The sequence below is a fragment of the Parapedobacter flavus genome (assembly GCF_035818675.1).
Classification (GTDB): Bacteria; Bacteroidota; Bacteroidia; order Sphingobacteriales; family Sphingobacteriaceae; genus Parapedobacter; species Parapedobacter flavus.
The window spans coordinates 225,976-251,956 of the sequence record NZ_JAYKZZ010000004.1 but is presented as its reverse complement, the minus strand read 5'-3'; the positions used below and the strand labels follow the sequence as shown (position 1 = coordinate 251,956).

At 50.6% G+C, this 25,981-nt stretch carries 23 protein-coding genes and 1 other RNA gene; 15 read left to right on the top strand and 9 right to left on the bottom strand.

Annotated features, from left to right (window positions below; genetic code table 11):
* Window positions 1-52 precede the first annotated feature (52 nt).
* From U9S71_RS04595 to lpxB, 5 genes are all read left to right on the top strand, one after another.
* Complete coding sequence (locus U9S71_RS04595) at window positions 53-919, top strand: YncE family protein (protein ID WP_326325608.1); 867 nt, start codon at window positions 53-55, stop codon at window positions 917-919.
* Window positions 920-985: 66 nt separating this feature from the next.
* On the top strand, window positions 986-1,858 hold the full coding sequence (locus U9S71_RS04590; RefSeq protein WP_326325774.1) for a carbon-nitrogen hydrolase: 873 nt from the start codon (window positions 986-988) through the stop codon (window positions 1,856-1,858).
* Between the two features lie 54 nt (window positions 1,859-1,912).
* Window positions 1,913-2,956, top strand: coding sequence for an agmatine deiminase family protein (locus tag U9S71_RS04585; protein WP_326325607.1), 1,044 nt, complete (start codon window positions 1,913-1,915; stop codon window positions 2,954-2,956).
* A 48-nt stretch (window positions 2,957-3,004) separates the two neighbouring features.
* A complete protein-coding gene (locus tag U9S71_RS04580; RefSeq protein ID WP_326325605.1) occupies window positions 3,005-4,213 on the top strand; it encodes a porin in 1,209 nt (402 codons plus the stop codon).
* A gap of 3 nt (window positions 4,214-4,216) precedes the next feature.
* On the top strand, window positions 4,217-5,341 hold the full coding sequence (lpxB, locus tag U9S71_RS04575; RefSeq protein WP_326325604.1) for a lipid-A-disaccharide synthase: 1,125 nt from the start codon (window positions 4,217-4,219) through the stop codon (window positions 5,339-5,341).
* 19 nt (window positions 5,342-5,360) lie between these two features.
* Here lpxB and aroB read toward each other — a convergent pair whose 3' ends face one another.
* From aroB to U9S71_RS04560, 3 genes are read right to left on the bottom strand one after another with little or no spacing between them, the layout of a single operon-like run.
* Complete coding sequence (aroB, locus tag U9S71_RS04570; protein ID WP_326325602.1) at window positions 5,361-6,428, bottom strand: 3-dehydroquinate synthase; 1,068 nt, start codon at window positions 6,426-6,428, stop codon at window positions 5,361-5,363.
* A gap of 8 nt (window positions 6,429-6,436) precedes the next feature.
* On the bottom strand, window positions 6,437-6,859 hold the full coding sequence (locus U9S71_RS04565) for a hypothetical protein (protein ID WP_326325600.1): 423 nt from the start codon (window positions 6,857-6,859) through the stop codon (window positions 6,437-6,439).
* A 3-nt stretch (window positions 6,860-6,862) separates the two neighbouring features.
* Window positions 6,863-7,072 carry an RNA-binding S4 domain-containing protein gene (locus tag U9S71_RS04560; protein WP_326325599.1) on the bottom strand — a complete coding sequence of 70 codons (210 nt, stop codon included), beginning with the start codon at window positions 7,070-7,072 and terminating at the stop codon, window positions 6,863-6,865.
* A gap of 351 nt (window positions 7,073-7,423) precedes the next feature.
* Here U9S71_RS04560 and gltB point away from each other — a divergent pair, with 351 nt between their 5' ends.
* Window positions 7,424-11,938 (top strand): glutamate synthase large subunit, encoded by a 4,515-nt coding sequence (gene gltB, locus U9S71_RS04555; RefSeq protein WP_326325597.1) that lies wholly within the window; start codon window positions 7,424-7,426, stop codon window positions 11,936-11,938.
* Between the two features lie 14 nt (window positions 11,939-11,952).
* Complete coding sequence (locus U9S71_RS04550) at window positions 11,953-13,419, top strand: glutamate synthase subunit beta (protein ID WP_326325595.1); 1,467 nt, start codon at window positions 11,953-11,955, stop codon at window positions 13,417-13,419.
* Between the two features lie 93 nt (window positions 13,420-13,512).
* Here U9S71_RS04550 and U9S71_RS04545 read toward each other — a convergent pair whose 3' ends face one another.
* Window positions 13,513-14,613, bottom strand: coding sequence for an LptF/LptG family permease (locus U9S71_RS04545; protein ID WP_326325593.1), 1,101 nt, complete (start codon window positions 14,611-14,613; stop codon window positions 13,513-13,515).
* Complete coding sequence (gene tgt / locus U9S71_RS04540) at window positions 14,610-15,740, bottom strand: tRNA guanosine(34) transglycosylase Tgt (RefSeq protein WP_326325591.1); 1,131 nt, start codon at window positions 15,738-15,740, stop codon at window positions 14,610-14,612. Before tgt ends, U9S71_RS04545 begins: the two co-directional genes overlap by 4 nt.
* 113 nt (window positions 15,741-15,853) lie before the next feature.
* Here tgt and U9S71_RS04535 point away from each other — a divergent pair, with 113 nt between their 5' ends.
* Both U9S71_RS04535 and rsmG read left to right on the top strand, forming a co-directional pair.
* Entirely contained in the window at window positions 15,854-16,999 is a 1,146-nt protein-coding gene (locus tag U9S71_RS04535) for a glycosyltransferase (protein ID WP_326325590.1), read from the top strand.
* Window positions 16,990-17,646, top strand: coding sequence for a 16S rRNA (guanine(527)-N(7))-methyltransferase RsmG (gene rsmG / locus U9S71_RS04530; RefSeq protein ID WP_326325589.1), 657 nt, complete (start codon window positions 16,990-16,992; stop codon window positions 17,644-17,646). The genes U9S71_RS04535 and rsmG overlap by 10 nt, the downstream gene beginning before the upstream one ends.
* Here the strand turns inward: rsmG and U9S71_RS04525 are convergent.
* Window positions 17,643-18,179: a DinB family protein gene (locus U9S71_RS04525; protein ID WP_326325588.1), complete on the bottom strand. Its 537-nt coding sequence runs from the start codon at window positions 18,177-18,179 to the stop codon at window positions 17,643-17,645. The two genes, rsmG and U9S71_RS04525, sit on opposite strands and share 4 nt — an antisense overlap.
* A 74-nt stretch (window positions 18,180-18,253) precedes the next feature.
* Between U9S71_RS04525 and dprA the strand changes: the two genes are divergently transcribed.
* The 5 genes from dprA (at window position 18,254) to U9S71_RS04500 (ending at window position 21,895) form a co-directional block, all read left to right on the top strand.
* A complete protein-coding gene (gene dprA, locus U9S71_RS04520; protein WP_326325586.1) occupies window positions 18,254-19,348 on the top strand; it encodes a DNA-processing protein DprA in 1,095 nt (364 codons plus the stop codon).
* 79 nt (window positions 19,349-19,427) lie between these two features.
* Window positions 19,428-19,526: signal recognition particle sRNA small type (ffs, locus tag U9S71_RS04515), an RNA gene on the top strand.
* A gap of 84 nt (window positions 19,527-19,610) precedes the next feature.
* Entirely contained in the window at window positions 19,611-20,453 is an 843-nt protein-coding gene (accD, locus tag U9S71_RS04510; RefSeq protein WP_326325585.1) for an acetyl-CoA carboxylase, carboxyltransferase subunit beta, read from the top strand.
* Between the two features lie 76 nt (window positions 20,454-20,529).
* The gene (locus U9S71_RS04505) at window positions 20,530-21,498 is read left to right on the top strand and encodes a M23 family metallopeptidase (RefSeq protein WP_326325584.1); all 969 of its coding nucleotides are present in this window, start codon (window positions 20,530-20,532) and stop codon (window positions 21,496-21,498) included.
* 61 nt (window positions 21,499-21,559) lie between these two features.
* Window positions 21,560-21,895 (top strand): MerR family transcriptional regulator, encoded by a 336-nt coding sequence (locus tag U9S71_RS04500; RefSeq protein WP_326325582.1) that lies wholly within the window; start codon window positions 21,560-21,562, stop codon window positions 21,893-21,895.
* On the opposite strand, the gene fbp is transcribed toward U9S71_RS04500, so the two are convergent.
* The 3 genes from fbp to U9S71_RS04485 all read right to left on the bottom strand — a co-directional run bounded on the left by fbp (window position 21,892) and on the right by U9S71_RS04485 (window position 24,209).
* Window positions 21,892-22,920: a class 1 fructose-bisphosphatase gene (fbp, locus tag U9S71_RS04495; protein WP_326325581.1), complete on the bottom strand. Its 1,029-nt coding sequence runs from the start codon at window positions 22,918-22,920 to the stop codon at window positions 21,892-21,894. The two genes, U9S71_RS04500 and fbp, sit on opposite strands and share 4 nt — an antisense overlap.
* Before the next feature lie 106 nt (window positions 22,921-23,026).
* The gene (locus U9S71_RS04490; protein ID WP_326325579.1) at window positions 23,027-23,521 is read right to left on the bottom strand and encodes a metallophosphoesterase family protein; all 495 of its coding nucleotides are present in this window, start codon (window positions 23,519-23,521) and stop codon (window positions 23,027-23,029) included.
* A 25-nt stretch (window positions 23,522-23,546) separates the two neighbouring features.
* Window positions 23,547-24,209: a tRNA1(Val) (adenine(37)-N6)-methyltransferase gene (locus U9S71_RS04485; RefSeq protein ID WP_326325577.1), complete on the bottom strand. Its 663-nt coding sequence runs from the start codon at window positions 24,207-24,209 to the stop codon at window positions 23,547-23,549.
* A 197-nt stretch (window positions 24,210-24,406) separates the two neighbouring features.
* Here U9S71_RS04485 and hutH point away from each other — a divergent pair, with 197 nt between their 5' ends.
* Window positions 24,407-25,972 carry a histidine ammonia-lyase gene (gene hutH / locus U9S71_RS04480; RefSeq protein ID WP_326325576.1) on the top strand — a complete coding sequence of 522 codons (1,566 nt, stop codon included), beginning with the start codon at window positions 24,407-24,409 and terminating at the stop codon, window positions 25,970-25,972.
* The last annotated feature ends 9 nt before the right edge of the window (window positions 25,973-25,981 follow it).

Genomic DNA, 25,981 nt, shown 5'->3' with positions numbered 1-25,981 from the left:
TGAGGGAGTGAGAATAAATAAGTCATATATATAAATCCAAAAATTTTTGATTATGATGAACAATGCATTTCTGATCGCGGCGGGTGTCGCATTAGCCCTATGGAGTTGCGGGGGAGGTCAAAGCAGCGACACAACGGAAACCACAGTAACCCCAGAACTGACACAGGCATGGAAAACCGACACGGTATTCACCGGCTCTGAGTCGACCCTTTATGATCCATCGTCCGACATCATCTATGTGTCCAATGGAAATACCAAGGCCGGCGACAAAGACAATGACGGATTTATTTCGACCATCAATACCGATGGCACCGTCCGCGACCTGAAATGGGTGGAAGGTAACCTCCATGCGCCGAAAGGCATGGCACTCCTCGATGGAAAGCTCTATGTTACGGACATCGATGAGGTGAAAGTCATCGATGTGGCATCGGCAACCATTGAAAAAACGATTGCTGTGGAAGGCGCCGTATTTTTGAATGATGTGGCAACGGACGGCCAACAGGTGTTTTTCTCTGATACCCGCACGGGCAGTATCTATGTCATGGATACGGACGGAAATTATAAAACGATATCGGAAAACACAGGTGTTAATGGTTTGGAATGCCATAACGGACACCTCTATGCGTTGGACGGTGAAGGCTTGAAAAAATTCAGCAAGGATGGCGAATACGCGCAAGAAGTGATCAATACGGAAGTGACTGGCGGCGATGGGCTCGTCATTCTCAACGATAGCACATTCGTGGCCAGCCGGTGGCATGGTGAAATTTTCTTTATACAGGGTAACGAAACAACGGTGCTACTCGACACCCAAGCTGACGAATCCAATACGGCCGATATCGGCTTCGTACCGGACCTGCAACTGGTTATTGTACCTACGTTCTTGAAAAATGAAGTAGCTGCCTACAAGCTGGCGTATTAACGAAGCAGGCAACTTTTCTTTACTGTTGTAATTAGTCGTACTTTTGCTCCAATAAAGGAATGTATGATGACCAACGTAAAAATCGGGACTGTACAGATGAGTTGCGTGGCCAATAAAGCCACGAATCTTACCAAAGCCATTGACCAGATTCGGGTAGCGGCGGCCAAGGGAGCCCAGATTATCTGCCTTCAGGAACTGTTTACGTCGCTTTATTTCTGCGATGTGGAGGACTATGACAACTTTGAATTGGCCGAAGCGATTCCAGGGCCATCCACCGAGGCCTTACAAGCTGCGGCCGCAGCGTTGGGAGTGGTCATCGTAGCGTCCTTATTTGAAAAACGGGCGGAGGGGCTTTACCACAACACCACTGCCGTGATTGATGCGGACGGCGCTTACCTGGGCAAATACCGCAAAATGCACATTCCGGACGATCCCGGTTTTTATGAGAAATTCTATTTCACCCCGGGCGATCTGGGTTACAAAGTTTTCAAAACGCGGTACGCAACCATCGGTGTGCTCATTTGCTGGGATCAGTGGTATCCGGAAGCGGCGCGTATAACGGCGTTGATGGGCGCTGAAATCCTGTTCTACCCCACCGCCATCGGCTGGGCTACGGACCAGGACGACGAAACCAATAAGGACCAGTACAACGCATGGCAGACGATACAGCGCAGCCATTCCGTGGCCAACGGACTACCGGTGGTGAGTGTCAACCGGGTCGGCTTTGAGCAGGACGGGGCCATGAAGTTCTGGGGGGGGAGTTTTGTGACCAACGCCCAGGGAAAACTGTTGTATCTGGCATCCCACGACGTTGAAGAGACGGAGGTCACCGAAGTCGACTTAAGGCAGTCGGATTTTTTCCGCAAACATTGGCCTTTTTTGCGTGACCGGCGCATTGACAGCTATCAACCCATAACGAAAAGGTTTATTGACGAGTAATCCGGAAACGGCATTCCAGCTTGTTTCCAAAAACCCATCGTTCTTTTGCATAAAATGATTGCTATACCCAAAAAGTTAGGATATTATTTTCCCGCCGAGTGGCATCCCCACCGCGCTACCTGGTTGAGCTGGCCGCACAAAGAAGCCAGTTGGCCCGGCAAACTGGAGGCGGTATACGCCCCCTATTCCGCGTTTATCCGCGAAGTCTCGCTCGGCGAACAGGTTTGCATCAATGTGGTAGACCAGGCCATGGAAACCACCGCTACCGCTCTTTTGGTAGCGGCTGGTGTGGATATGGCAAACATCCGCTTTTACCACCACCCTACGGATGATGCCTGGTGCCGTGACCACGGACCGGCCTTTTTAATAAACCGTGAGGAGACCGTTGGCAAGGCCATCGTGGATTGGGGGTATAACGCTTGGGGAAACAAATACCCGCCCTACGAGCAGGATGATGTCATTCCAACGCTCGTGGGCAAAGCATTGAACCTGCCCGTTTTCCATCCGGGTATCGTCATGGAGGGCGGATCGGTCGATTTTAATGGCGAGGGTACCGTCCTTACCACCAAGGCATGCTTATTGAATGAAAACCGTAACCCGCAGCTTACACAAGAACAAATTGAAGCCTATCTTCATGAATATTACGGCATTTCACAGGTACTGTGGCTGGGCGATGGCATCGTTGGGGATGATACCGACGGCCATATTGACGACATCACACGGTTCGTGAATGCCGACACGGTGGTAACGGTGATTGAAGAAAATCGCACCGATGAAAACTATAACATTCTGCAAGAAAACCTACAGTTACTGAAGGGAATGCGGTTGGAAAATGGCAAGCCACTCCATATTATAGAGTTACCTATGCCCACCCCGGTGGTGTTCGACGGGCAGCGGTTACCGGCATCCTATGCCAATTTCTACATTGCGAATGCCGCGGTTATCGTGCCGACGTACCGTGATGAAAAGAATGACCAAAAAGCATTGGATGTGCTGGCAACGTGTTTTCCCGACCGTAAAATTGTGGGGATAGACAGCACGGATATCATTTGGGGCCTTGGCAGTTGGCACTGCCTCAGCCAGCAGGAACCCCGGTGATGACCTATTCAGTTAACGATTAATTTTGACATATATACCAACAGACAGATGAATAAAACGCTACTTCCCTACCTTACCGCCCTTTTCGTGTTCGTGACGACACTTCAGGCGCTTGCGCAGCGCGAGCACGATGAACGGCCGACGATCGAAAACTTTAAAGGCATCCAATATGCGGGCGACGACTCGACTTTCTACATCAATTTCCGGTTCCGGATGCAAAGCCGCTTGAAATATACGTCCATTGCTGGCGATGACCTCGGTGCGGAGAGCCTGGAAGCACGGATCAGGCGACTGCGGCTCCGCATGAATGGATACATCTACAACCCGAAATTTTCGTACAGCATTCAACTGGGGTTTAGCCGCAGCGACCAGGATTATGAAGACACGAACGTACCCAACCTCATACGCGATGCTGTCATCTTCTACAACTTTACCGATAACTTTTATATGGCCTTCGGCCTCAATAAGCTCCCGGGCAACCGGCAACGGGTTAATTCTTCGGGCGAGCTGCAATTCACCGACCGATCTTTGGTCAATGCGACTTTCAATGTAGACCGCGACTTCGGCATCAAGGCCTATTATTCGCCGAAGATAGGAGCTGTCCCCTTCCATTTCAAGGGCGCAATCAGTACGGGCGAAGGGCGGGTAGCCAACATGACCGACGACGGACTGGCGTATACCGGCAGGGCCGAGTTTTTACCGCTGGGCGAATTCACCAACGGCGGCGACTATTACGAGGGCGACCTGGAATACGAGGAAACACCGAAGCTATCGTTTGGCGGGGGGTACAGCTTCAATGACCGTACCATGCGCGTGCATGGACAGACGGGCGAATACCTCGGCGCACCCCTTACGCTGAAGACCTCCTTCTATGATGCCATCTTCAAATACCGCGGTTGGGCATACCAGGTGGAATACATGAAACGTGCCGTGGATGATCCCATAACCGTGGACCGCGACGGCGAAATGATTTACGCCTTTAAAGGACAAGGTGTAAACCAACAACTTTCTTACCTGATTAATAAGGATGCAGGATATGAACTTGCTGGCCGGTACACTTGGGTGGAGCCGCACAACGACATCCGCGCTTACGAAGCACAAACCGAGGTGGTTGAATTGGGCTTAACCAAATACTTCCGTGCCCACCGCCTGAAGATGCAAATCAATGCAAATTACCAAGTGAAAGACGGCATTTATCGAACCACACACAGCGGCAATAACTGGGGCGGGACGTTCCAGATCGAGTTGGGCATCTAAAAAATGAGATATTATATCATAGCCGGAGAGACGTCGGGCGACCTACATGGCGCTAATTTAATCCATGCGTTGAAAGATGCTGACGCTGATGCCCAGTTCCGCATCGTTGGCGGGGATCGCATGCAGCAGGCATCGGGCGAACAGGCCATTATCCATACGTCGCAAATGGCGTTCATGGGTTTCGTTGAAGTCCTATCCAACATCCGGTCCATCGCCCGCAACCTGCGCACGGTGAAGGCGGATATAACCGCCCACCAACCGGACACGCTTGTATTGATTGACTTTCCGGGATTCAATCTCAAAATTGCCGAGTTTGCAAAAAAAGCGGGCATCCCGGTATGCTACTACATCTCGCCGAAAGTATGGGCGTGGAACCAACGACGGGTATTGAAGATCAAGCGTGTCGTCGATAAGCTGTTCTGTATCCTTCCTTTTGAGGTGGATTTCTACCGAAAATGGGACATGGAAGTGGACTACGTAGGGAATCCCCTCCTCGATGCGATAGCGGATCACACCGCTGACCCCCACTTCACCGAAACACACCAGCTTACGGGTAAACCCATCATAGCACTGCTTCCGGGCAGCCGCGCAATGGAGATCAGCCGGATACTACCCGTCATGGCCAACGTATCACGGCAATTCCCCGGCCACCATTGTGTGGTTGCGGGAGCGCCTAACTTCAGCCGGGAATTTTACGAGCAATACATGGCCGGATTGGCGTTACCTGTCGTTTTCGATGCTACATACGACTTACTTAAACATGCCGAGGCTGCAGTAGTGACCAGCGGAACGGCCACCCTAGAGACCGCACTACTACGGGTGCCGCAGGTGGTGGTGTATAAAGCTAACCCCGTCTCCATTTTAATTGCCCGGATGGTGATCAACGTCCGGTTCATTTCACTTGTCAACCTGATCACAGATATGCTGGCCGTACGCGAACTCATCCAGAAGGACTGCACCGCCGATCGCATTGCCGACGAACTGGACCTCCTCATCAACAATAAAGAATACCGGGATAACATCTTGGAAAACTACGACCTACTGATACAGAAAATGGGTAAACCGGGAGCATCCGAACGTACAGCCAAGTTAATAACTGAATTTGTGGAAGGAATACCACAACCTTAATATAGGCACCACCTAACGGTTATCCGACCAGCCCTTTATAAAAATCGAGGCTTTCTAAGATTGCCTCCTCTCCCACGAACACGTCGATGTCGCATGTGCCGATGTCGCTGAGCAGCGCGAAGCCGATGCGGTCGCCGGCATTCTTCTTATCATTTTTCATCAAGGCGATCAACTGCCCGTAAATTTTCTTTTCGTACCGATAGTCGGGAAAATGCTGACGGAACGTATGGATGATGTCGGTGAGGGCCTCCTGCCCCAGCCCGTTCAGACGGTGGGCAAGGTAGGCTTCGCAGATCATGCCCACGGCAATCGCTTCGCCATGCAGTAGCGGATCACGGTCGTGCGCTAGTGAATAGCCTTCGATGGCATGGCCGATGGTGTGTCCGAAATTCAATATTTTTCGCAGGCCTTTTTCGTGGGGGTCTTGGGTGACCACGTTATTTTTGATGGCCACCGAATGTTGGATATCCGCCAAGCTCATTGTCGCCGCATCTTTCCTTTTCACCCCTTCGTAAAAATCCCTGTCTGCAATAAGGCCGTGTTTAATCATTTCGGCAAAGCCCGAGACCAGCTGGCGAGGAGCCAACGTTTCCAGAAATTTGGTTGCTATAAATACGGCCTTAGGCTGGGTGAATGTACCGATAATGTTTTTCACGTGGTCCATATCTATTCCGGTTTTGCCGCCAACGGACGCATCCACCTGCGATAGCAGCGTGGTAGGAACCTGCACAAAATCAATCCCACGTTTGAACGTGGAGGCAGCAAAGCCCCCCATATCGGTAACCACACCCCCGCCGAGATTGATCAACAGGCTTTGCCTATCGGCCCCGAAATCGAGCATCATCTTCCAGATGCCCACACAGAAATCGATGTTTTTATTTTCTTCGCCGGGGTCTACCTCGATGATATCGTATCCCGCTAGCCGTGGCACCGCTGCTTGGAGCACCGGCAGGCAATGTGTGCTGGTATTCCTATCGGTGAGTATGAATACGTTGGAATAATGGTGTGTTTGAAGAAAGTTATCCAAAGCGACTAAGGTGTTATCAAAAAACACCTCGTAACCGTTGCTTGCTATGCTGTTGCTCATCTATGTTATTATCTTGCTTTCATCAATTTCAACTCAAAATCCTTCACCCGATCATAATAGGGGATGTTCGAACGCCGCGCAAATTGGATAAAATGCATGATGACGCTGTCTCGCTGGTGTTGCGGAACCGAAGGAACAATGTCGTTACCTTGATCATCCAAAATACTTAAGGCTTTTACCTCTTTTATCGAGTCGGGAAACTGTTCCACATGCATCAATACCGCGGCGTATTTCTGAATACCTTTGGAATATGCCGCTAGTGCCGTTGGCACCTCAACGGTATCGGATTCGATTTTTTCGACGATTTCATCGGCTCCTTTAGATACGTATGCCGCTATGGGAACCACTAGAACATACGGTTTTGCGCCGTTGCCATTCCCCTGGCAAGCACAAAAGAAGGCAACTAATGTAATGAGAACGATGGCTTTCATGATTTATTCGATAATGAGCACCTGTTTTCCATTAAATTCCACGGTATCGCCGGGTTTGATCTTCAGTCGCTTCCTGTAGTCCACCTGACCGTTCCAACGGACCAACCCCGCTGAGACCACCGCCTGCGCCTCTCCGCCATGCTCTACCCAATTGAGTGCCTTGAGCAACTGTATCAACTGAATATATCCCCCGGTGATTTGATAGGTATCCATGCGGCAAACTTAGATAAATTATTGATATTTTAATTGTTCTTTTAAGGCATCAATGAGATCGCTACGCTAAGTTTGTTCGAAAAAACAATTATTCGCCACGCCTGGCTTTCTTCGGTGCTCATGATTGCAAAGCAGTTTATCGATCTCTCCGCGGCCATACAAACACCATCCAATAAAATGCCCCGATCGTTGCGACCCCCACACCCACACCCTACGTAATATTATCATTTTATCAATAAAAGCATTATTTAATAGCTAATTACTAATATAAATGATAAAAAATTAAAAAAAAACTAATATTTTCCGAAATAATTACTAATTTAGCAAATTAAATACAGCTAACTAAATAGGATGACGGATATATTAACACAACCGGAGGGGCTTTACCAGTCTGATTTTGAGCGGGATGCGTGCGGAGTAGGTTTTGTCGCCAACATCAAAGGCAACAAAACACACACGCAGGTGCGGGATGCATTGACCATGTTGGAAAACATGGAGCATAGGGGCGCTTGCGGATGCGATCCGGAGAGCGGAGACGGTGCGGGCATCATGCTACAACTGCCCCATGAGTTTCTATGGGAAGAATGCATATCGCTGGGCATCCAGCTAAGTGAACCGGGTTATTACGGTACTGGAATGACATTCCTGCCAAAAGATGCGGCGGCAAATGCGTTGTGCCGGCAACTCATCCAGCAAGCGACGGAAGATCGCGGCATGGCGTTCCTCGGTTTCCGAACGGTACCAGTAAACCCGGAGGGTATCGGCAGCACGGCGTTAAGTGTGGAGCCTGAAATCGTTCAATTCTTTGTAGCTCGCCCCGAAGGGGTTGGCACAACGGCAGATTTTGAGCGGAAGCTTTTCGTGCTCCGCCGGCTGATTACCCAAAAGGCACAAGACGCAGAAGGTGCTGGTGAAGATCTCTATATTGCTTCGCTCTCCTGCAAGGTGATTGTTTACAAGGGTCAGCTGACGACCTATCAGGTTGGAACATACTTTCCGGATCTCTCGGATGAACGCGTGACCTCAGCATTTGGGTTGGTGCATTCGCGGTTTTCAACAAACACTTTTCCTTCGTGGCAATTGGCGCAGCCTTTCCGGATGCTGGCCCATAACGGAGAAATCAATACCCTCACCGGGAATCTTAACTGGTTTTATGCCGGGCTCCGTTCATTGTCTTCCCCTTATTTCACGGAGGAAGAGTTGCAAATCCTGCTCCCCGTTGTAGACGGCCACCAATCGGACTCGGCCTGTTTAGACAACGTGGCCGAGTTGCTGTTGCACAGCGGCCGCAGTGTGGCCCACACGATGTTAATGATGGTGCCCGAAGCGTGGGATGGAAATACACAGATGGATCCACTTAAAAAGGCATTCTACGAATATCACGCTACATTGATGGAGCCGTGGGATGGTCCGGCTGCCCTGTGTTTTACCGATGGCACCACCATTGGCGCCATGCTCGATCGCAACGGATTGCGGCCATTACGCTTTGCCGTGACTTCCGACGACAGGGTAATCGTTGCCTCAGAAGCCGGTGCACTCCCCGTCGATGAAAGTACCATTATCAAAAAAGGCCGACAACAACCCGGTAAAATTTTCCTGATTGACATGGAGAAAGGCGAAATCCTTTCGGACGATCAGGTAAAAGGGGAGCTCTCCGCACGCCAACCCTACGCCGACTGGTTGCACCAGTACAAGATCCGGATGGACGAACTTGCCGAACCACGGGTTACCTTCACCTACCTATCCAAAGAATCGGTATTCAAGTTCCAGCAGATATTCGGCTATTCACGCGAAGATGTGGAACACATCATCACGCCAATGGCCTTAGATGGCAAGGAACCAATTGGTTCTATGGGAACCGATGTTCCGCTAGCCGTACTCTCCAATCACCCGCAACACTTAGCAAGCTACTTCAAGCAGTTTTTTGCGCAAGTGACCAACCCACCCATCGACCCCATACGGGAACGGCTGGTAATGAGTCTGGCCACCTTCATCGGCAATGCAGGGAATATCCTGGATGAGGACAAGATGCACTGTCACTGTGTAGCGTTGGAACACCCCATTATAACCAGCCGGGAGCTCGAAAAACTACGCAGCATCGATACCGGTGTCTTCCAGGCGAAGACCTTGCAATGCTATTTCAATGCGAGCGGTAATCCGGATGCGTTGAAAGATGGGCTAGACCGCTTATGCCGGTACGCCGAAGATGCCGTACGTGATGGGTTTGAGGTGATTATCTTGTCAGATCGGGCCATCGATTCGCAACATGCCGCAATCCCCTCCCTGTTGGCGGTTTCTGCGGTACACCACCATTTGATCAAAACGGGCCATCGCGGCGCGGTGGGTTTGGTGGTTGAAGGCGGCGACGTGTGGGAGGTGCATCATTTCGCTTGCCTCTTGGCATTCGGTGCCACCGCGATAAACCCTTATATGGCCTTAGCGACCGTGCGCACCTTAAAAGAGCAAAAATTACTGGATACCACACTGACCTGGCCCCAGCTGGCCAAAAATTACGTAAAGGCCGTATGTGGCGGACTGCTCAAAATCTTTTCTAAAATGGGCATTTCCACACTCCAGTCGTACCACGGCGCACAGATATTCGAGGTATTGGGTATCAATACGGAGGTGGTAGACCAGTATTTCTGCGGTGCTGTATCACGTATTGGCGGATTGGACCTTGATGATATCGCACGGGAGATACTAAGCAAACACCGCCGTGGTTTCACCAGTACGCGCAACGCCAAAGAGCTGTTGCCCGACGGTGGTATATACCAGTGGAAAAGGCGTGGCGAAGCCCACTTATTTAATCCACAGACGGTACACCTCTTGCAGCAGGCCTGCCGTACGGGCGACTATGAAACATACAGGAAGTATGCAGCCCACATCAACAATCAGGAAGAACGACGGTACACACTACGCGGTCTGCTCGATTTCGCAAAGCACCGATCGTCCATCAGCATTGATGAAGTAGAACCTGCAGAAAACATCATGAAGCGCTTTGCTACGGGTGCGATGTCCTTCGGTTCGATATCGCACGAAGCACATAGCACGCTGGCCATCGCCATGAACCGTATTGGCGGTAAAAGCAATACGGGCGAAGGCGGCGAAGATGAGATGCGCTATACACCGCTACCGAACGGCGATTCCATGCGGTCGGCCATCAAGCAGGTGGCGTCGGGCCGGTTTGGCGTGACCTCAAACTACCTTACGCAGGCCGACGAACTGCAAATCAAGATGGCCCAGGGTGCAAAGCCCGGCGAAGGTGGACAACTGCCGGGGCATAAGGTTGATGCCTGGATTGCCAAGGTAAGGCACTCTACACCCGGTGTAGGGTTGATCTCTCCCCCGCCCCATCACGATATCTACTCGATCGAGGACCTGGCGCAATTGATCTTCGACCTGAAGAATGCCAACCGGGAAGCGCGCATCAATGTGAAGTTGGTGTCGAAAGCAGGGGTAGGAACCATCGCCGCAGGGGTCGCCAAGGCCCATGCCGATGTTATCCTTATCGCCGGATACGACGGCGGCACGGGGGCATCGCCCATCAGCTCGATCAAGCACGCGGGGCTGCCATGGGAGCTTGGTCTTGCCGAAAGCCATCAGACACTGGTGAGAAACGGGCTACGCAGTCGCGTGGTGCTGCAAACCGACGGACAACTTAAAACGGGAAGGGACTTGGCCATTGCCACCTTGCTGGGGGCCGAGGAATGGGGCGTAGCCACTGCGGCCCTGGTTGCTGGCGGGTGTATCATGATGCGCAAATGCCACTTGAATACCTGTCCGGTAGGCGTAGCTACACAAGACCCCGAGCTACGCAAGCTGTTCACGGGGAAACCCGACGACATCGTCAACCTGTTCCGTTTCCTCGCTGAAGAACTGCGCGAGGTAATGGCCGAACTCGGCTTCCGCACCATCAACGAAATGGTAGGACGGGCGCAATTCCTTAAAAAGCGGGAAAACATTGCGCACTGGAAGATCAACAAACTCGATCTAACACGTATCCTCCATGTGGCACACAGCCGTACGGGCGACACCCTATACCAGACGGAACAGCAGGACCACGGCTTAGATATGATTTTGGATTGGGGGTTGGTGAAGCAGGCACGGAAAGCATTGGACAGCAAGACACCGGTATTCGGCACATTCAACGTAAAAAATACCGACCGCACCATCGGCACCTTGCTTTCGAACGAGGTATCTAAAGTTTACGGAGGTGAAGGACTGCCCGACAATACCATCAATTACAAATTCGTCGGCTCGGCCGGCCAAAGTTTCGGTGCATTCGCTGCAAAGGGATTGTCTTTTGAATTGGAAGGCGAAGCTAATGATTACGTGGGCAAAGGATTATCGGGTGCCCAGCTAGCCATATACCCCCATCAAGACAGTCCACGGGTGGCACATGAGCACATCATCATCGGCAATGTGGCCCTTTACGGAGCTACGTCGGGCCACCTCTTCGTTTGTGGCCAAGCCGGCGAGCGGTTTGCGGTACGCAACTCTGGAGCGACAGCAGTTGTGGAGGGCGTGGGCGACCACGGTTGCGAATACATGACCGGTGGACGGGCGCTGATCATCGGTGCCACGGGCCGCAACTTTGCTGCCGGTATGAGTGGCGGCATCGCCTGGGTTTACGACATCGAAAGCACATTCAGGGAAAACTGCAACACCGAGATGGTGGACCTCGACCCGCTGGAGGCCGAAGACGAAACCGCAATCATGGCGTTGCTTAAGCGGCATATCCACCTAACGGGCAGCAAGCGCGCTGCGGAGATATTAACCAACTGGAAAACGGAAAAGGCCTGTTTCATCAAGGTATTCCCGAGGGAATACAAAAACGTGCTACGGTCCAAATTAATAGAAGCATAAACGTTATAGACAACATGGGAAAACCAACGGGATTTAAAGAGTTTGAGCGGGTGCTTCCGAAGAAGGAGGCTGTCGCCGACCGTAAAAAAACATATCGAGAATTTGTACATGCTTACAGTGATGACGAGCTGAACAAGCAAGCTGCGCGATGCATGAACTGCGGAATACCGTTCTGCCATTCGGGCTGCCCATTAGGCAATGTGATTCCCGAATTTAATGACGCGGTATATGACGGCAGGTGGGAAGATGCGTACAAAATATTGACATCGACCAATAATTTCCCCGAATTTACGGGGCGCATTTGCCCGGCCCCTTGTGAGTCGGCCTGCGTATTGGGCATCAACCGCCCGCCGGTGGCCATTGAAGAAATTGAAAAACACATCATCGAAATTGCATTCAAGCGCGAATTCATCAAAGCACGTCCGGTACATGTGAAAACCGGGAAACGGGTAGCCGTCGTGGGCAGCGGCCCAGCAGGTCTCGCAGCCGCCGCACAACTCATTAAGGCAGGACATGAGGTAACGGTATATGAACGCGATGATAAACCGGGCGGTTTACTCCGCTATGGAATCCCCGATTTCAAGCTGGACAAATGGGTGATTGACCGACGGGTGAAGTTGATGGAAGAAGAAGGGGTGCTGTTCCGCTGTAATGCAGAGGTGGGCAGCAATGTACCGGTCTCTGAACTCCAAGCCTACGACGCCGTGGTATTAGCGGGCGGATCTACCATCCCCCGTAATTTAAATATACCCGGAAGAGCGTTCAATGGCGTACACTTCGCCATGGAGTTCCTGAAACAACAAAACAAGCGGGTGGGCAACTCGCCGGTTACCGAAAAAGACATCTTAGCGACCGGCAAAAATGTCCTCGTTATCGGCGGTGGCGACACCGGTTCCGATTGCGTGGGAACATCCAATCGTCAGGGTGCGAAATCCGTGACCCAGTTTGAGCTGATGCCCCAGCCACCGAAGGAGCGCACAACGGCCATGCCGTGGCCCAGCTACCCCATGCTGCTGAAAACCACTTCCTCGCACGAGGAAGGCTGTGAACGCGAATGGGGTATTGGCACCAAGGAGTTTGTAGCCGACGAAAATGGAAACCTTAAGGGCGTGCGTATTGTGGACCTCGAATGGGAACGCGACCCGTTGGGGCGGCCCGTGAAATTCGTCGAAGTGGAAGGATCCGAACGGGAGCTGCCCTGTGAACTGGTATTGCTGGCCATGGGCTTTTTGCATCCGCAGCATGAAGGCTTAGTGCAGCAGCTCGGTGTGGAGCTTGATGGACGGGGCAACGTGCAAGCGACGGAAGGCGAATACCAAACATCCGTTGGTCGGGTTTTCACGGCCGGCGATATGCGCAGAGGCCAGTCGCTCGTGGTTTGGGCCATTTCCGAAGGCCGCGAATGTGCCCGAAAGGTAGATGAATACCTGATGGGATATTCTGAACTGGAAAGCAAAGAAGCAGTGTTTGACTATGCGTAGGACATTCGTATAGTCAGGCAGTTTTCGAAATAGTAATACAGATCTAATCACATGTAGTTGCCACGAACTACATGTGATTCAACAAAACCCTACTTACTTGGGCGCCTTATACAGCAGATAAACGGCCAGCAAGCCAAAAATAACATTGGGTATAAATACCGCAATAAGCGGCGCAAGCCCACCTTTGAGGGAAAACATCGTGGCAAACTGGATGAACACGATATACGTAAAGCTCAGGGCAATACCAATACCTAAACTTAATCCAATGCCGCCCCTGACCTTCTTTGATGACAGGGCAACCCCCATAATGGTGAGCACATAGGCCGCCAACGGCGTAACGAACCGCTTGTACTTTTCCAAGAGCAGGTCTGTCATCATTCCCGTACCCCGGGTCTCTTCCTTATCAATACGGGCATTCAGCTCACGCATGTTCATCGCCGTGAAGATATTGTCATACACTTCGAAATCGCGCGGCGTCATATCCAGCACCGTATCCATACTGGAGCCCTTGATCATCTCTTCTTTCAGCGAATCGATGAGACGGATGGAATAATTTTCGATACGCCAGTTGGTTTTTACGGAGTCCCAAGTGATGCGCTCAGCCATCAGCTTTTCTGTCATCTCACCGTCGTCAAACTTTTCGAGCGTAAATTTATAGCCTACTTTGCGGTTGTTATCGAAATTATCGATATAAACATACGTGTCATCGTCAATCTGCATGTGGGTTGAACTCTTGCTATTGTTCGTCACGGGTTTCACGTAGACGCGCTCAAACCCTACCTTCAGCTTATTGGTACGAGGTATGATGTAGACACTGAAGATAAAATTCAGCAAGAAGATCACGGTCGCGGCCACCATATAGGGCCGGATAAAGCGATTGAAGCTCATCCCGCCACTTAAAATGGGTACGATCTCCGTTTGGTCGGCCATTTTTGCTGTAAAGAAAATCACGGCGATGAAATTGATCAGCGGCGAAAGCATATTGAGGTAAAACGGCACGAACCCCGCATAATACTCAAATACGATTTTCGAGAAAGGCGCGTCATGTTTCATGAAGTCGTCCAACCGCTCGGAGATATCAAATACCACGGCCACGACCGTAAAGATAGCCATGGTAAACAAAAACGTGCTCAGGTATTTGCCGATGATATACCGGTCTATGGTATTTAAGTAAGGTATGCGCAGCCACTTCATAACTTCTCTCCCAATTGCGTGATCATCTTATTCTTCCATTCGCGAAAGTCGCCCGCCAGGATGTGCTTACGGGCTTCCCCCACCAGCCATAGGTAAAAATGGAGGTTGTGCAGCGATGCGATTTGCGCCCCCAGGATCTCCTGCGACCGGATGAGGTGCCGAAGGTATGCCTTGGTGTATACCCGGTCTGCCAGCAGATCGCTTTCGGCATCAATCGGTGTAAAGTCGGCCTCCCACTTTTTATTCTTGATGTTGATAATGCCGTTTTTCGTAAATAGCATGCCGTTCCGCGCATTCCGCGTGGGCATCACGCAGTCGAACATATCGATACCAAGTGCAATGTTTTCCAAAATATTGACCGGCGTACCGACACCCATCAAATAGCGGGGCTTTTCCGTGGGGAGTATATCACAGACCACTTCCGTCATGGCATACATTTCCTCTGCCGGTTCACCTACAGAGAGCCCGCCGATGGCATTGCCATCGCGCCCGAAGCCCGCAATGGTCTCAGCCGATTTTTCCCGCAGATCGCGATACACGGATCCCTGTACAATCGGAAATAATGTTTGTTCATACCCGTAAAGTGGTTCCGTACGATCAAACCGATCGCAGCAACGTTTTAACCAGCGGTGGGTCATGTCTAGCGAGCGCCGCGCGTAATGGTAGTCGCAGGGATAAGGGGTACACTCATCAAAGGCCATGATGATGTCGGCGCCGATAATCCGTTGGGTATCCATCACATTCTCGGGCGTAAAAAGGTGTTTCGAGCCATCGATATGCGAGCGGAACGTAACGCCTTCTTCCTTGATTTTGCGCACTTCGGTGAGCGAATACACCTGGTAGCCGCCACTATCGGTCAGTATGGGCTTCTCCCAGCCATTGAAGCGGTGGAGGCCACCAGCTTTTTGCATGATATCCAGTCCCGGCCGTAGGTAAAGATGGTAGGTGTTGCCCAGAATGATCTGTGCCCCGATATCGTGCACCAACTCATGTTGGTGCACCGCCTTTACGGTCCCAGCAGTCCCCACTGGCATGAAGATGGGGGTTTCGATGGTGCCATGTGCGGTTTCGATAAGACCGGCACGTGCTTTCGACTGTTTATCTGTGGTTTGAAGCGTAAATTTCATTCGGACGCAAAAATAGCGAATTTTACGGATACCACCCCATCATGGAATACTGCCTATAATATGAACCGTCTCTTTTTTCTTTCCAAATTAACATATTATCTTTGGCAGCATATATGGATATACTCAGCCAAATTGCCGAAGCGCCCATCGTATTCCTATTGCTAGGCGTATGCGGGTTGCTTCTGGTTTTGCAATTGTATTTTCTGCTTTTTGTTTACAGTCGGCTCGCTTTTTATAAGACACCCCAAGCAAAAGAAAACACCAAAGCCTTACCCTTATCGGTCATCATCTGTGCTCGTAATGAGGAGGAAAATCTGCGGCAAAATCTACCAAAAATTCTCCATCAGAACTATCACCAGTTTGAAGTCATACTGGTCAACGATTTCTCCGAAGACGAAACCAAGTGGTTATTGAAAGAATTGTGCACCAAATACAGCCATTTGAAGGTCGTCGAAATTGCGGAGCATGTGCGCCTCAAACACGGCAAAAAGTTCGCCGTTACCTTGGGCATTAAAGCTGCCCAATACGAACACCTGGTTTTTACTGACGCCGATTGCGTACCGCAATCGGACCAATGGCTCCAACACATGGCAGATGCGTTCGACAGCGGTGAGGAAATCATATTGGGGTACTCTCCGTACACGAGAAGACGGGGGTGCCTGAACGCCTTGATCCGTTTTGAGACCTTCCATACTGCGATGAGTTACCTGTCTTATGCCCTCAAGGGTAACGCTTATATGGGGGTAGGGCGCAACCTCGGCTATACGAAAAGTTTATTCTTCCGGGGCAAAGGCTTTGCTGCGCACATGCATATCCCATCGGGCGATGATGACCTGTTCGTTAACCAGAACGCCACACCGCACAACACCGCCATCTGCATTGAACCGGAGGCGCATGTATGGAGTGAACCCAAAACGACGTTTTCGGCCTATATCCAACAGAAAACGCGGCACGCGGGTGCCTCGAAGGCTTACCGGCCGTCGCATCGGCGGATGCTTGCCACGCAGCTGGTCAGCGCATTTCTTTTCTACATGTTGGCCATCGTGTCATGGGTCTTGTACCCATCGTATTGGTACGTAGTTGTAGGCATGTACCTGTTGCGGTTCGTTGTGCAGTTGGTCATCTACATACCCACCATGAAAAAACTACAGGTAACCGGACTGCTATGGTGGTTGCCGTTTCTCGACCTCTTTTACTATGTGTATATATGCATTAACGGGTTTTTCGCCCTGTACAAAAAGGACATTCAATGGAAATAGCCGATATGAATACGTTAAACCCCGGGGTAGCTGTCATTTACCACTACTTCCCGAAGCTTTCGGAAAAGCAACGGGAGCAGTACCGGCAATTGGGTGAGTTGTATCCGTATTGGAATACGCAAATCAACGTGGTATCACGTAAGGATATCGACAAGCTCTACCTTCACCATGTACTACATTCGCTGGGTATTGCCAAATTCACCAATTTTGTGCCCGGCACGCGAATATTGGATGTCGGTACGGGTGGTGGCTTCCCCGGCATACCGCTGGCCATCTTATTCCCGCAGGTCCAATTCCATCTCGTAGACTCCATCGGCAAGAAAATCAAGGTTGTTCGGGAAGTCGCCGCGGCCATTGGTCTGGAAAATGTGGAGGCCGATCACATCCGCGCCGAACAACTGGATGAGAAATACGACTTCGTGGTGTCGCGTGCCGTTACTCGGCTGGTCGATTTCTACCCCTGGGTGGCAGGCAAGTTCCGTAAAAAGCATCAAAACGCCATTTCCAATGGCATCTTATATTTAAAGGGAGGCGATCTAGCCGAAGAGCTGAAGGAGGCGAGGCTGCCTGCGGAGGTATATTCGCTTTCCGACTATTTTGAGGAAGATTTTTTCGAAACCAAGCAGGTGGTTTATATCCCGGTTTAAGCCTGATCATTACCCACTACGGACGGAATAAGCGTTACCGTCACCAGCAACTGCCCCACGTGGCGCTGTGTGTGTTCGGCAGCGTGGAACAACAAACCGATCAATGTTGTCGGCACCCGCTTTCTGCCAAGATAGCGCACCTCGGTCAGTGTGCTTTCGTCCGTTTCGCGTAACTGTGTAACAGCAGCCGCCACCTGCTTTCCGAAGGCGAGCACCAAATCACTTGACCGGATATGCGACGCTTCCAGTCCCTCAGCGCGGAGGTATTCAAACTGCTGGTCGGATAATGGATTCGCTAATGCGTAGGTAAACAACCGATCGACGACGCCACTGATGTGCTGCAAATGGAACCCCACGGAAGCACGACCCGCCGGCCTCATCCATAAATAGGCATCATCAAAACTATCCATATATCTCGTTACTTCTTCTTTAGCCTGTAATAACGCATGGGCAACGGGCTGCAACAACGGCGGCACGCCCGGTACCGGGCCACGCATCCAGACTTCGGGCTTGGGGGTTTCGTTTTCAGACATACGACAAATGTAGCAGAAAAATAAATAAGTTTCTTGCACTCGAATCCGAGGTTTTTTATATCTTGCCATCCAAGATGAGCCTAATTCACCAGATTGCTTTGACCAAGGTAAACGGTGTCGGCCCGGTAATCGGTCGTCATCTCCTCTCCTATTTCGGCAGTGCGGAAGCGGTGTTTGCTGCGGCAAAGAAAGGCTTCGGCAGCTTACAGGGTTTAAACAACCGGGTCATTGAAGGGCTTTCGAGCGCGGATGTTTTCAACGTGGCAGAGAAAGAACTTCAATTCATCGAAAAGCACAACATACAACCGCTTTTCTGGGGCGATAAGGCCTATCCAAAACGTCTCGCCGAGTGCGCCGACGCACCGTTGCTACTCTATTATCGGGGAAACACCGACTTGAATGCACCACGCATGGTGAGTATCGTAGGCACCCGCAATGCCACCGCCTATGGGAAATCCATTTGTGCCGATTTCATAAAAGCACTCGCTCCGTACCATGTTACGGTGATCAGTGGCTTGGCTTACGGCATCGATAGCTATGCACACCGCAATGCATTGAACCACGAAATACCGACAGTGGGTGTGCTTGGACATGGTCTGGACCGCATCTATCCTGCCGCCAATCGGGAAATGGCCGCAAAAATGTTGACTTGTGGGGGGCTCCTCACGGAGTTTCCTTCGGGCACCAAGCCCGACCGACAGAATTTCCCGATGCGCAACCGCATCATCGCGGGGCTGGCCGATGTGACCATCGTTGTGGAAGCTGCGGCGAAGGGCGGGGCATTGATTACCGCCGAACTAGCCAATTCATACAGCCGCGACGTGTGTGCCTTTCCGGGCAGTCTGAATCAGGAGTTTTCCGCAGGGAGTAATTATTTAATCAAAACGCATCGGGCCCACCTGATTACCGGCGCAAAAGACTTGCAATACCTGATGAATTGGGAACTCGCGCCCGCACCGAAACAGTCCAAACAGCTCCAACTGCCTGTTGCACTGACCGCATCGCAGCAGCGCGTGTATGACATGATTCATGCCGGTGGTGAACTATCGATAGACACGCTCTCCCTACAACTGAAGTGGCCACAGAGCAAACTCGCCGTAACCCTACTCGAACTGGAGATGCATGGTGTTGTCGTTGCCCTCCCGGGCAAAGTTTATCGCGCGATATAAACCTTACTGCAAGCCAGCGCCTTGCGACCATAGCGTTATTTTTATTGGCAAGTACCACATTTTTTGCTACTTTTGCGGTGGGTAAGTCTTTTACGACCAGCTCCTCGAGAATCCCCCAGGGTGGGAACACAGCAAGGGTATCGGGTTGTAGCGGTGCGATAAAAGTAGCTTACCCTTTTTTTATTCCATTTACCACTCCCATTAACGACACTTGCATATCCACGCAACTTTATCTAAGTTTGCATCCCATAATATAAGTTGCATGAGTTGGTTTAGACGTGAAAAGGCCGGGATCAGTACGGCTACCGAGCATAAAAAGGAAGCGCCTGATGGCCTATGGAACAAATGTCCGTCGTGCAAAAAGCCGCTGCTGAACATCGAGCAGATCGAAAACAAATATGTATGCCACTATTGTGGTTACCATTTGCGCATCGGCTCGGCTGCTTATTTTTCAATCCTATTTGACGACAACCAGTTCACCGAACTCTTCCCCAATCTACGATCGGGAGACCCCCTCCACTTCGAAGACACGAAGAAATATACCGAACGGCTCGAAGAAAGCTATGCAAAAACAGGTTTGAACGATGCAATCCGCTGTGCCCATGGCAAGATGGAAGGCCGGGATCTTGTACTGGCGTGTATGGATTTCACCTTTATCGGTGGCTCCATGGGGTCGGTTGTTGGCGAAAAAATAGCCCGATCCATTGATTACTGCCTCCAGCATAAACTTCCGTTTATGCTGATTTCCAAATCGGGCGGCGCCCGCATGATGGAAGCCGCGTTTTCGTTGATGCAAATGGCCAAAACCTCGGCAAAACTCGCCCTGTTAAATGAAGCCAAACTACCCTACATCTGCCTGTTGACTGACCCCACAACCGGGGGCGTGACCGCATCATATGCCATGTTGGGCGACATCAACATTGCCGAGCCCGGGGCACTCATTGGTTTTGCGGGCCCACGTGTGATCAAAGAAACCATCAAAAAAGATCTTCCGAAGGGCTTCCAGACCTCAGAATTTCTGCTTGAACACGGTTTCCTCGACTTCATTGTTGACCGGCGCCAACTCAAACAAAAAGTCGCGCTGTTTTTAGACATCGTCAAATAGCGTATTTTTTATTAGAAAATTAATTATATTTGTCCAATTCGTCATACCCGATTTGGAACCATTGTCAGCAGTATAGATGGCAAAAGCGAAATACCATTACAATTCCCATACGCTTAAGTATGAAAAAATAAAAACAAGCGCCCGCACTTGGGCATGGCGGGCCGTTGGGTTCCTTACCAGCTCATTCGCTTGTGCCATGCTTTTGCTATACATCGGGTTTACGTTTATCGATTCACCAAAGGAAAAGCAACTGCAGCGGGAGGTGGACCAGATGGCGCTGCAATACAACATCATGCAAGATCGAATGAAACAGGTGGATGCGGCATTGGAAAACATGCAGCATCGAGACGACAACATCTACCGCGTTATCTTCGAAGCCGACCCCATATCGCCTGATGTGCGGAAAGCAGGATTCGGCGGGGTGAATCGCTATAAAAACCTCGAACATTTCAGCAATTCGAATTTGATGGTCGAGACCGCCAAAAAGCTCGATTACATATCCAAAGCCCTTTATGTGCAGTCGAAGTCGTACGACGAGTTGACAGAGATGGCCAAGTCGAAGGCAGAAATGATGGCAAGTATACCGGCCATACAACCGGTTGACTCGCGAAAAGCACGCACGGGCATCTCCGGTTTCGGTGTACGGATCCATCCGGTTTACAAAATCAGGAAGATGCATACGGGCATTGACTTTACCGCTCCTTCGGGTACGCCTATCTACGCCACCGGAAACGGCAAAGTGGAAGCTGCGGGCTTAGACGGTGGCTATGGTCGACGGGTGGTGGTAAACCACGGATATAGTTATAAAACGCTATATGGTCACATGAGCCGTATCGCCGTAAAGGCAGGTCAGCAGGTAAAACGAGGAGACCTGATTGGATATGTAGGTAATACCGGCACATCAACCGGGCCACACCTACACTATGAAGTACACAAAAACGGAAAACCCGTAAACCCAATTAACTTCATTTATAACGATCTTACACCAATGGAATATGCGGCGGTTTTGGAAGCCGCCTCACAAGAGAACCAGTCGTTTGATTAATTAATAATCCAAATATATTGTATCTTTGTGATAGCGGACAATCAAAAGATAGCTTGATAACATGCCCTACAAAGAGCGCGAAATAAACAAACTCTATTATACCATGGGAGAAGTGACCACCATGTTTGGTGTCAATGCCTCCCAGATACGGTTTTACGAGCGTGAGTTTGACATTATCCAACCGAAGAAAAATAAAAAGGGAAACCGCCTCTTCACACCAAACGATATCGCGAACCTTAAAATCATCTTCAACCTTGTCAAAGATAAAGGGTACACCCTACAGGGCGCACGCGAATACTTGCGGAACAATAAAAATGAAGCGCAGGAAAATCAACGGGTTATCGACTCACTTCAACGTCTCAAAGCGTTTTTGCTAGAGGTGCGAGACAGCCTCTAATACCCTACCGCCAACGCTTCCCCTGCTGGTAACTGCACAAATTCCTCCACCTTTTCGACCATCTCGATGCTGCCGATGAATACCGGCGTACGCTGGTGCAGGGCCTCAGGCTGGATATCCAATATCCTACGGTAACCATCCGTTGCCTTCCCCCCTGCCTGCTCAATAATAAAAGCCAACGGATTACATTCATACATTAGCCGCAACTTACCTTGTGGATGGGATGACGTTGTAGGATAAAGGAAAACCCCACCCTTGATCAAGTTGCGGTGCACATCGGCAACCATCGAACCGATATATCGCGATGTATACGGTCTATTCCCTGCACTATCTTCTATCTGGCAATATTTAATGTAATCTTTTACCCCCTGCGGAAACTTGATGTAATTACCTTCATTGATCGAGTAGATCGTACCATCACGTGGAATTTGCATATTGGGATGTGAAAGGCAGAACTCACCGATGGAAGGGTCTAGCGTAAATCCATTCACCCCTTTACCAGTCGTATAAACCAGCATCGTTGATGACCCGTATACCACATACCCAGCTGCAACCTGATGGATACCTTTTTGAAGAATCTCTTCTGGCTTCACCGGTCCATCGCTCGAGATGCGTCGGTAAATAGAAAAAATGGTACCTACAGACACATTCACATCGATGTTTGACGAACCGTCCAACGGGTCGATGCAGACAATGTATTTCGCATGTTGCGATATCCTGGAGTTGATGAAGATGCATTCGTCGTGCTCTTCGGAAGCGACCACGCAGCACTCGCCTCCGCTCCGCAACGCCGATATAAATTGTTGGTCGGCATATATATCCAGTTTCTTCTGCCCTTCCCCTTGCACATTGGTTGTGCCGTTGTCACCGAGGATATCAACAAGCCCCGCTTTGTTAACCTCGCGGTTAACGATTTTTGCTGCGATACCGATATCGCGCAAGAGCCTCGACAACTCCCCTTTAGCATACGGGAAATCGGATTGCTTTTCGATGATGAATTGACCCAATGTAGTTGTTTTCGTCATAATAAAAGTAAAAGTTAGTGTATTTAAGCCCATTTTTAAACGACACAAAAATAGCCAAAAAAGCCACTAAACAAATAAAAAACAAAAACTTAGTGTAATTCAACAGTCACCTTACGGCCAATTCGACAACCTCCAGGTTTTCGATACGGTTACCGTCGATGCTAAAACGCAAAAGCGTCCGGACCTTATGCCAGCCGTGCTTCCCGGCAGCCCCCGGATTGAGATGCAGGCATTGTAACTTTTGGTCAAACATCACTTTAAGGATATGGGAATGACCACAGATAAAAAGCTTCGGCGGCGCCTGTTGGATCGCCGACTTCACCTGCGGGCTATAGCGACCGGGGTAGCCGCCAATATGCGTCATCCACACATCAACCGCTTCGCAGGTAAACCGCAAATGTTCAGGATAGATGGTACGGATATCGTGCCCATCGATGTTACCATACACGCCTTTCAGCGGTTTGAAGGCCGCTAGCGTATCGGCTACGGCTATATTACCAAAATCGCCAGCATGCCATATCTCATCGCACCGATCGAAATGGATGAAAACGGATTCGTCGAGGTATCCGTGCGTATCAGAAAGTAACCCTACTCGTGTCATACCGTACCGGCGAAGATAGGCATTCTCAAAATGCCAGAAAAAACGGTTTTAGTAATTCGTGATACGCGGGACTATAGACACCACGGTGCGCGTAAATAACGAATTCATGTTCGGCAGCGTCGACACCCTCCTTCACCCGCCTGCCAAGAGACAAAATGCGCCTTATCGGTGGATGAGCAGCAAAAGAGCGGATCGTCATCGTCGACTGTACACTGAGCCCATACTGCTCAGCAGCCCTCTGCCCGATCACATCTGCCAGTGTGGGAGGCAGTATGATTTGTAAGCGCCCAGCGGCACCCAACCACCGCTTCGACCGGGTTAGTAATTCGTCGAAAAAATCCATATCCGTATGCCTTGCCATCCGTTTCCGTCGATCGTTGTTCTGAAGGGAACGCAGAAAAAAGGGCGGATTGGATACAATGAGGTCATATGGAGCGTCCGGCTTGAAATCAGCCAACGATACGGCGTGACTGATAAGCCTCGCCGCAAAAGGCGAGGCGGCGAAATTTCGCCGGGCAGTATCAGCTGCCCATGTATCAATTTCTATCGCATCGATCGTTGCCGAAGGGAAACGCTGTGCAAGCATCAAGGAAATGACGCCCGTTCCCGTACCCACGTCGAGGATGCGTCCGGGCAAATCGGCCACCACCGAAGCAGCTAGCAAAACGCCATCTGTATTTATCTTCATGGCGCACCCCGACTGATCAACTGCAAATTGCTTAAAGCGGAATACAGACATATCCCGTCAAAATTAAGTAATACGACGTAACCGTCGATATCATCGAGAGAAAATTTGGTTTTTATTTTGGAAAAAAACGAATATTGGTTACCATTGTAAAAAGCGGTTTCCATACGTATTACCGAGTCAAGCACAGTGAATACACGATGAAAAATTTCCGATACGGCACCGACCAGCTCACCATAGGAAAGACCATGGCGCTAACGCATGGTAAGCTCCACGGCACGCTCTCTGCAAAAGACAGGCATAAAATCGATCGATCCGAATCGTATGTGAAAGATATTGTAAACCACCATGAAGTGGTATACGGCATTAACACCGGGTTCGGTCCGCTTTGCGATACGATCATCAGTCCCCAAGACACAGCCAACCTACAACATAACTTACTCAAAAGCCATGCGGTTGGCGTGGGCAATTCCATTTCCAAATCGGTCGCTAAAACCATGATGATTATCAAGGCGCAAGCATTGGCCCAGGGGTATTCGGGCATACAACTGCGTACACTCGAGCGCATCATCTGGATGGCAGAGCAGGACATCATCCCTGTTGTGCCTGAACAGGGATCAGTGGGCGCCTCTGGTGACTTGGCCCCTCTTTCACACCTCTTCCTGCCGCTTATCGGTCTTGGGCAAGTACATTATAAGGGGAATGTGGTGCCTGCAAAAGAAGTATTGCAGGCACGGGGCATGCCTCCACTAAAACTCGCCGCCAAAGAGGGATTGGCGCTGATCAACGGCACGCAGTTTATTGCTGCCCACGCGGTACACGGTTTGTACCGGATGTATAATGCCTTGGAAGCCGCCGATATCATCGGTGCCTTATCGCTGGAGGGGCTTATGGGTTCTTACCAACCTTTTGACGCGCGCTTGCATCAAATACGGCCTTTCCCCGGAAATCAGCTGGTTGCCCATCGTTTGTGGCAATTATTGCATCATTCTGAAATTGCCAATTCACACCCCGGCTGCGGGCGCGTACAGGATCCCTATTCGTTACGGTGCATGCCCCAGGTGCACGGCGCATCACGGGCAGCATGGCTCCACCTTAAAGACCTCACCGAAATAGAAATCAATTCGGTGACCGACAACCCGATTATCTTAGGCCCGCATGACACGATTAGCGGCGGGAATTTCCATGGCCAACCGCTGGCCATGGCCCTCGATTATGCAGCTATTGGTGCTGCTGAACTGGGAAATATAGCTGACCGCCGCTGTTACCTGATCATCGAAGGCCGCTACGGGCTTCCGAAATTGCTTATTCGGGATGCCGGATTGAACTCGGGCTTCATGGTACCGCAGTATACCGCCGCGGCGTTGGTATCCGAAAATAAAACCCTTTGTTTCCCAGCAAGTGCCGACAGCATACCCACGTCGCTCGGACAGGAAGACCATGTTTCCATGGGTTCCATCAGCGGCCGCAAATTGAATAAAATCATCGACCATCTCGAATATATCTTGGCCATTGAACTCTTATATGCGGCACAGGCGCTTGATTTCCGTAGGCCACTCCGCTCGTCGGTCGTACTTGAAACCTGCCATGCACTGGTTAGGCGCCATGTGCCCTTGGCCGAACGCGACCGCATTTTTGCCGACGACATCAACACGCTCCAACAACTGATTCGCAGCGGAGCATTCGTAGCAGAAGCAAATCGGGCAGCGGACGAACACGACATCCATCTTAATCGAACAGCTGATAACGCGTTCGGCATTTCTTAACCGATGTAG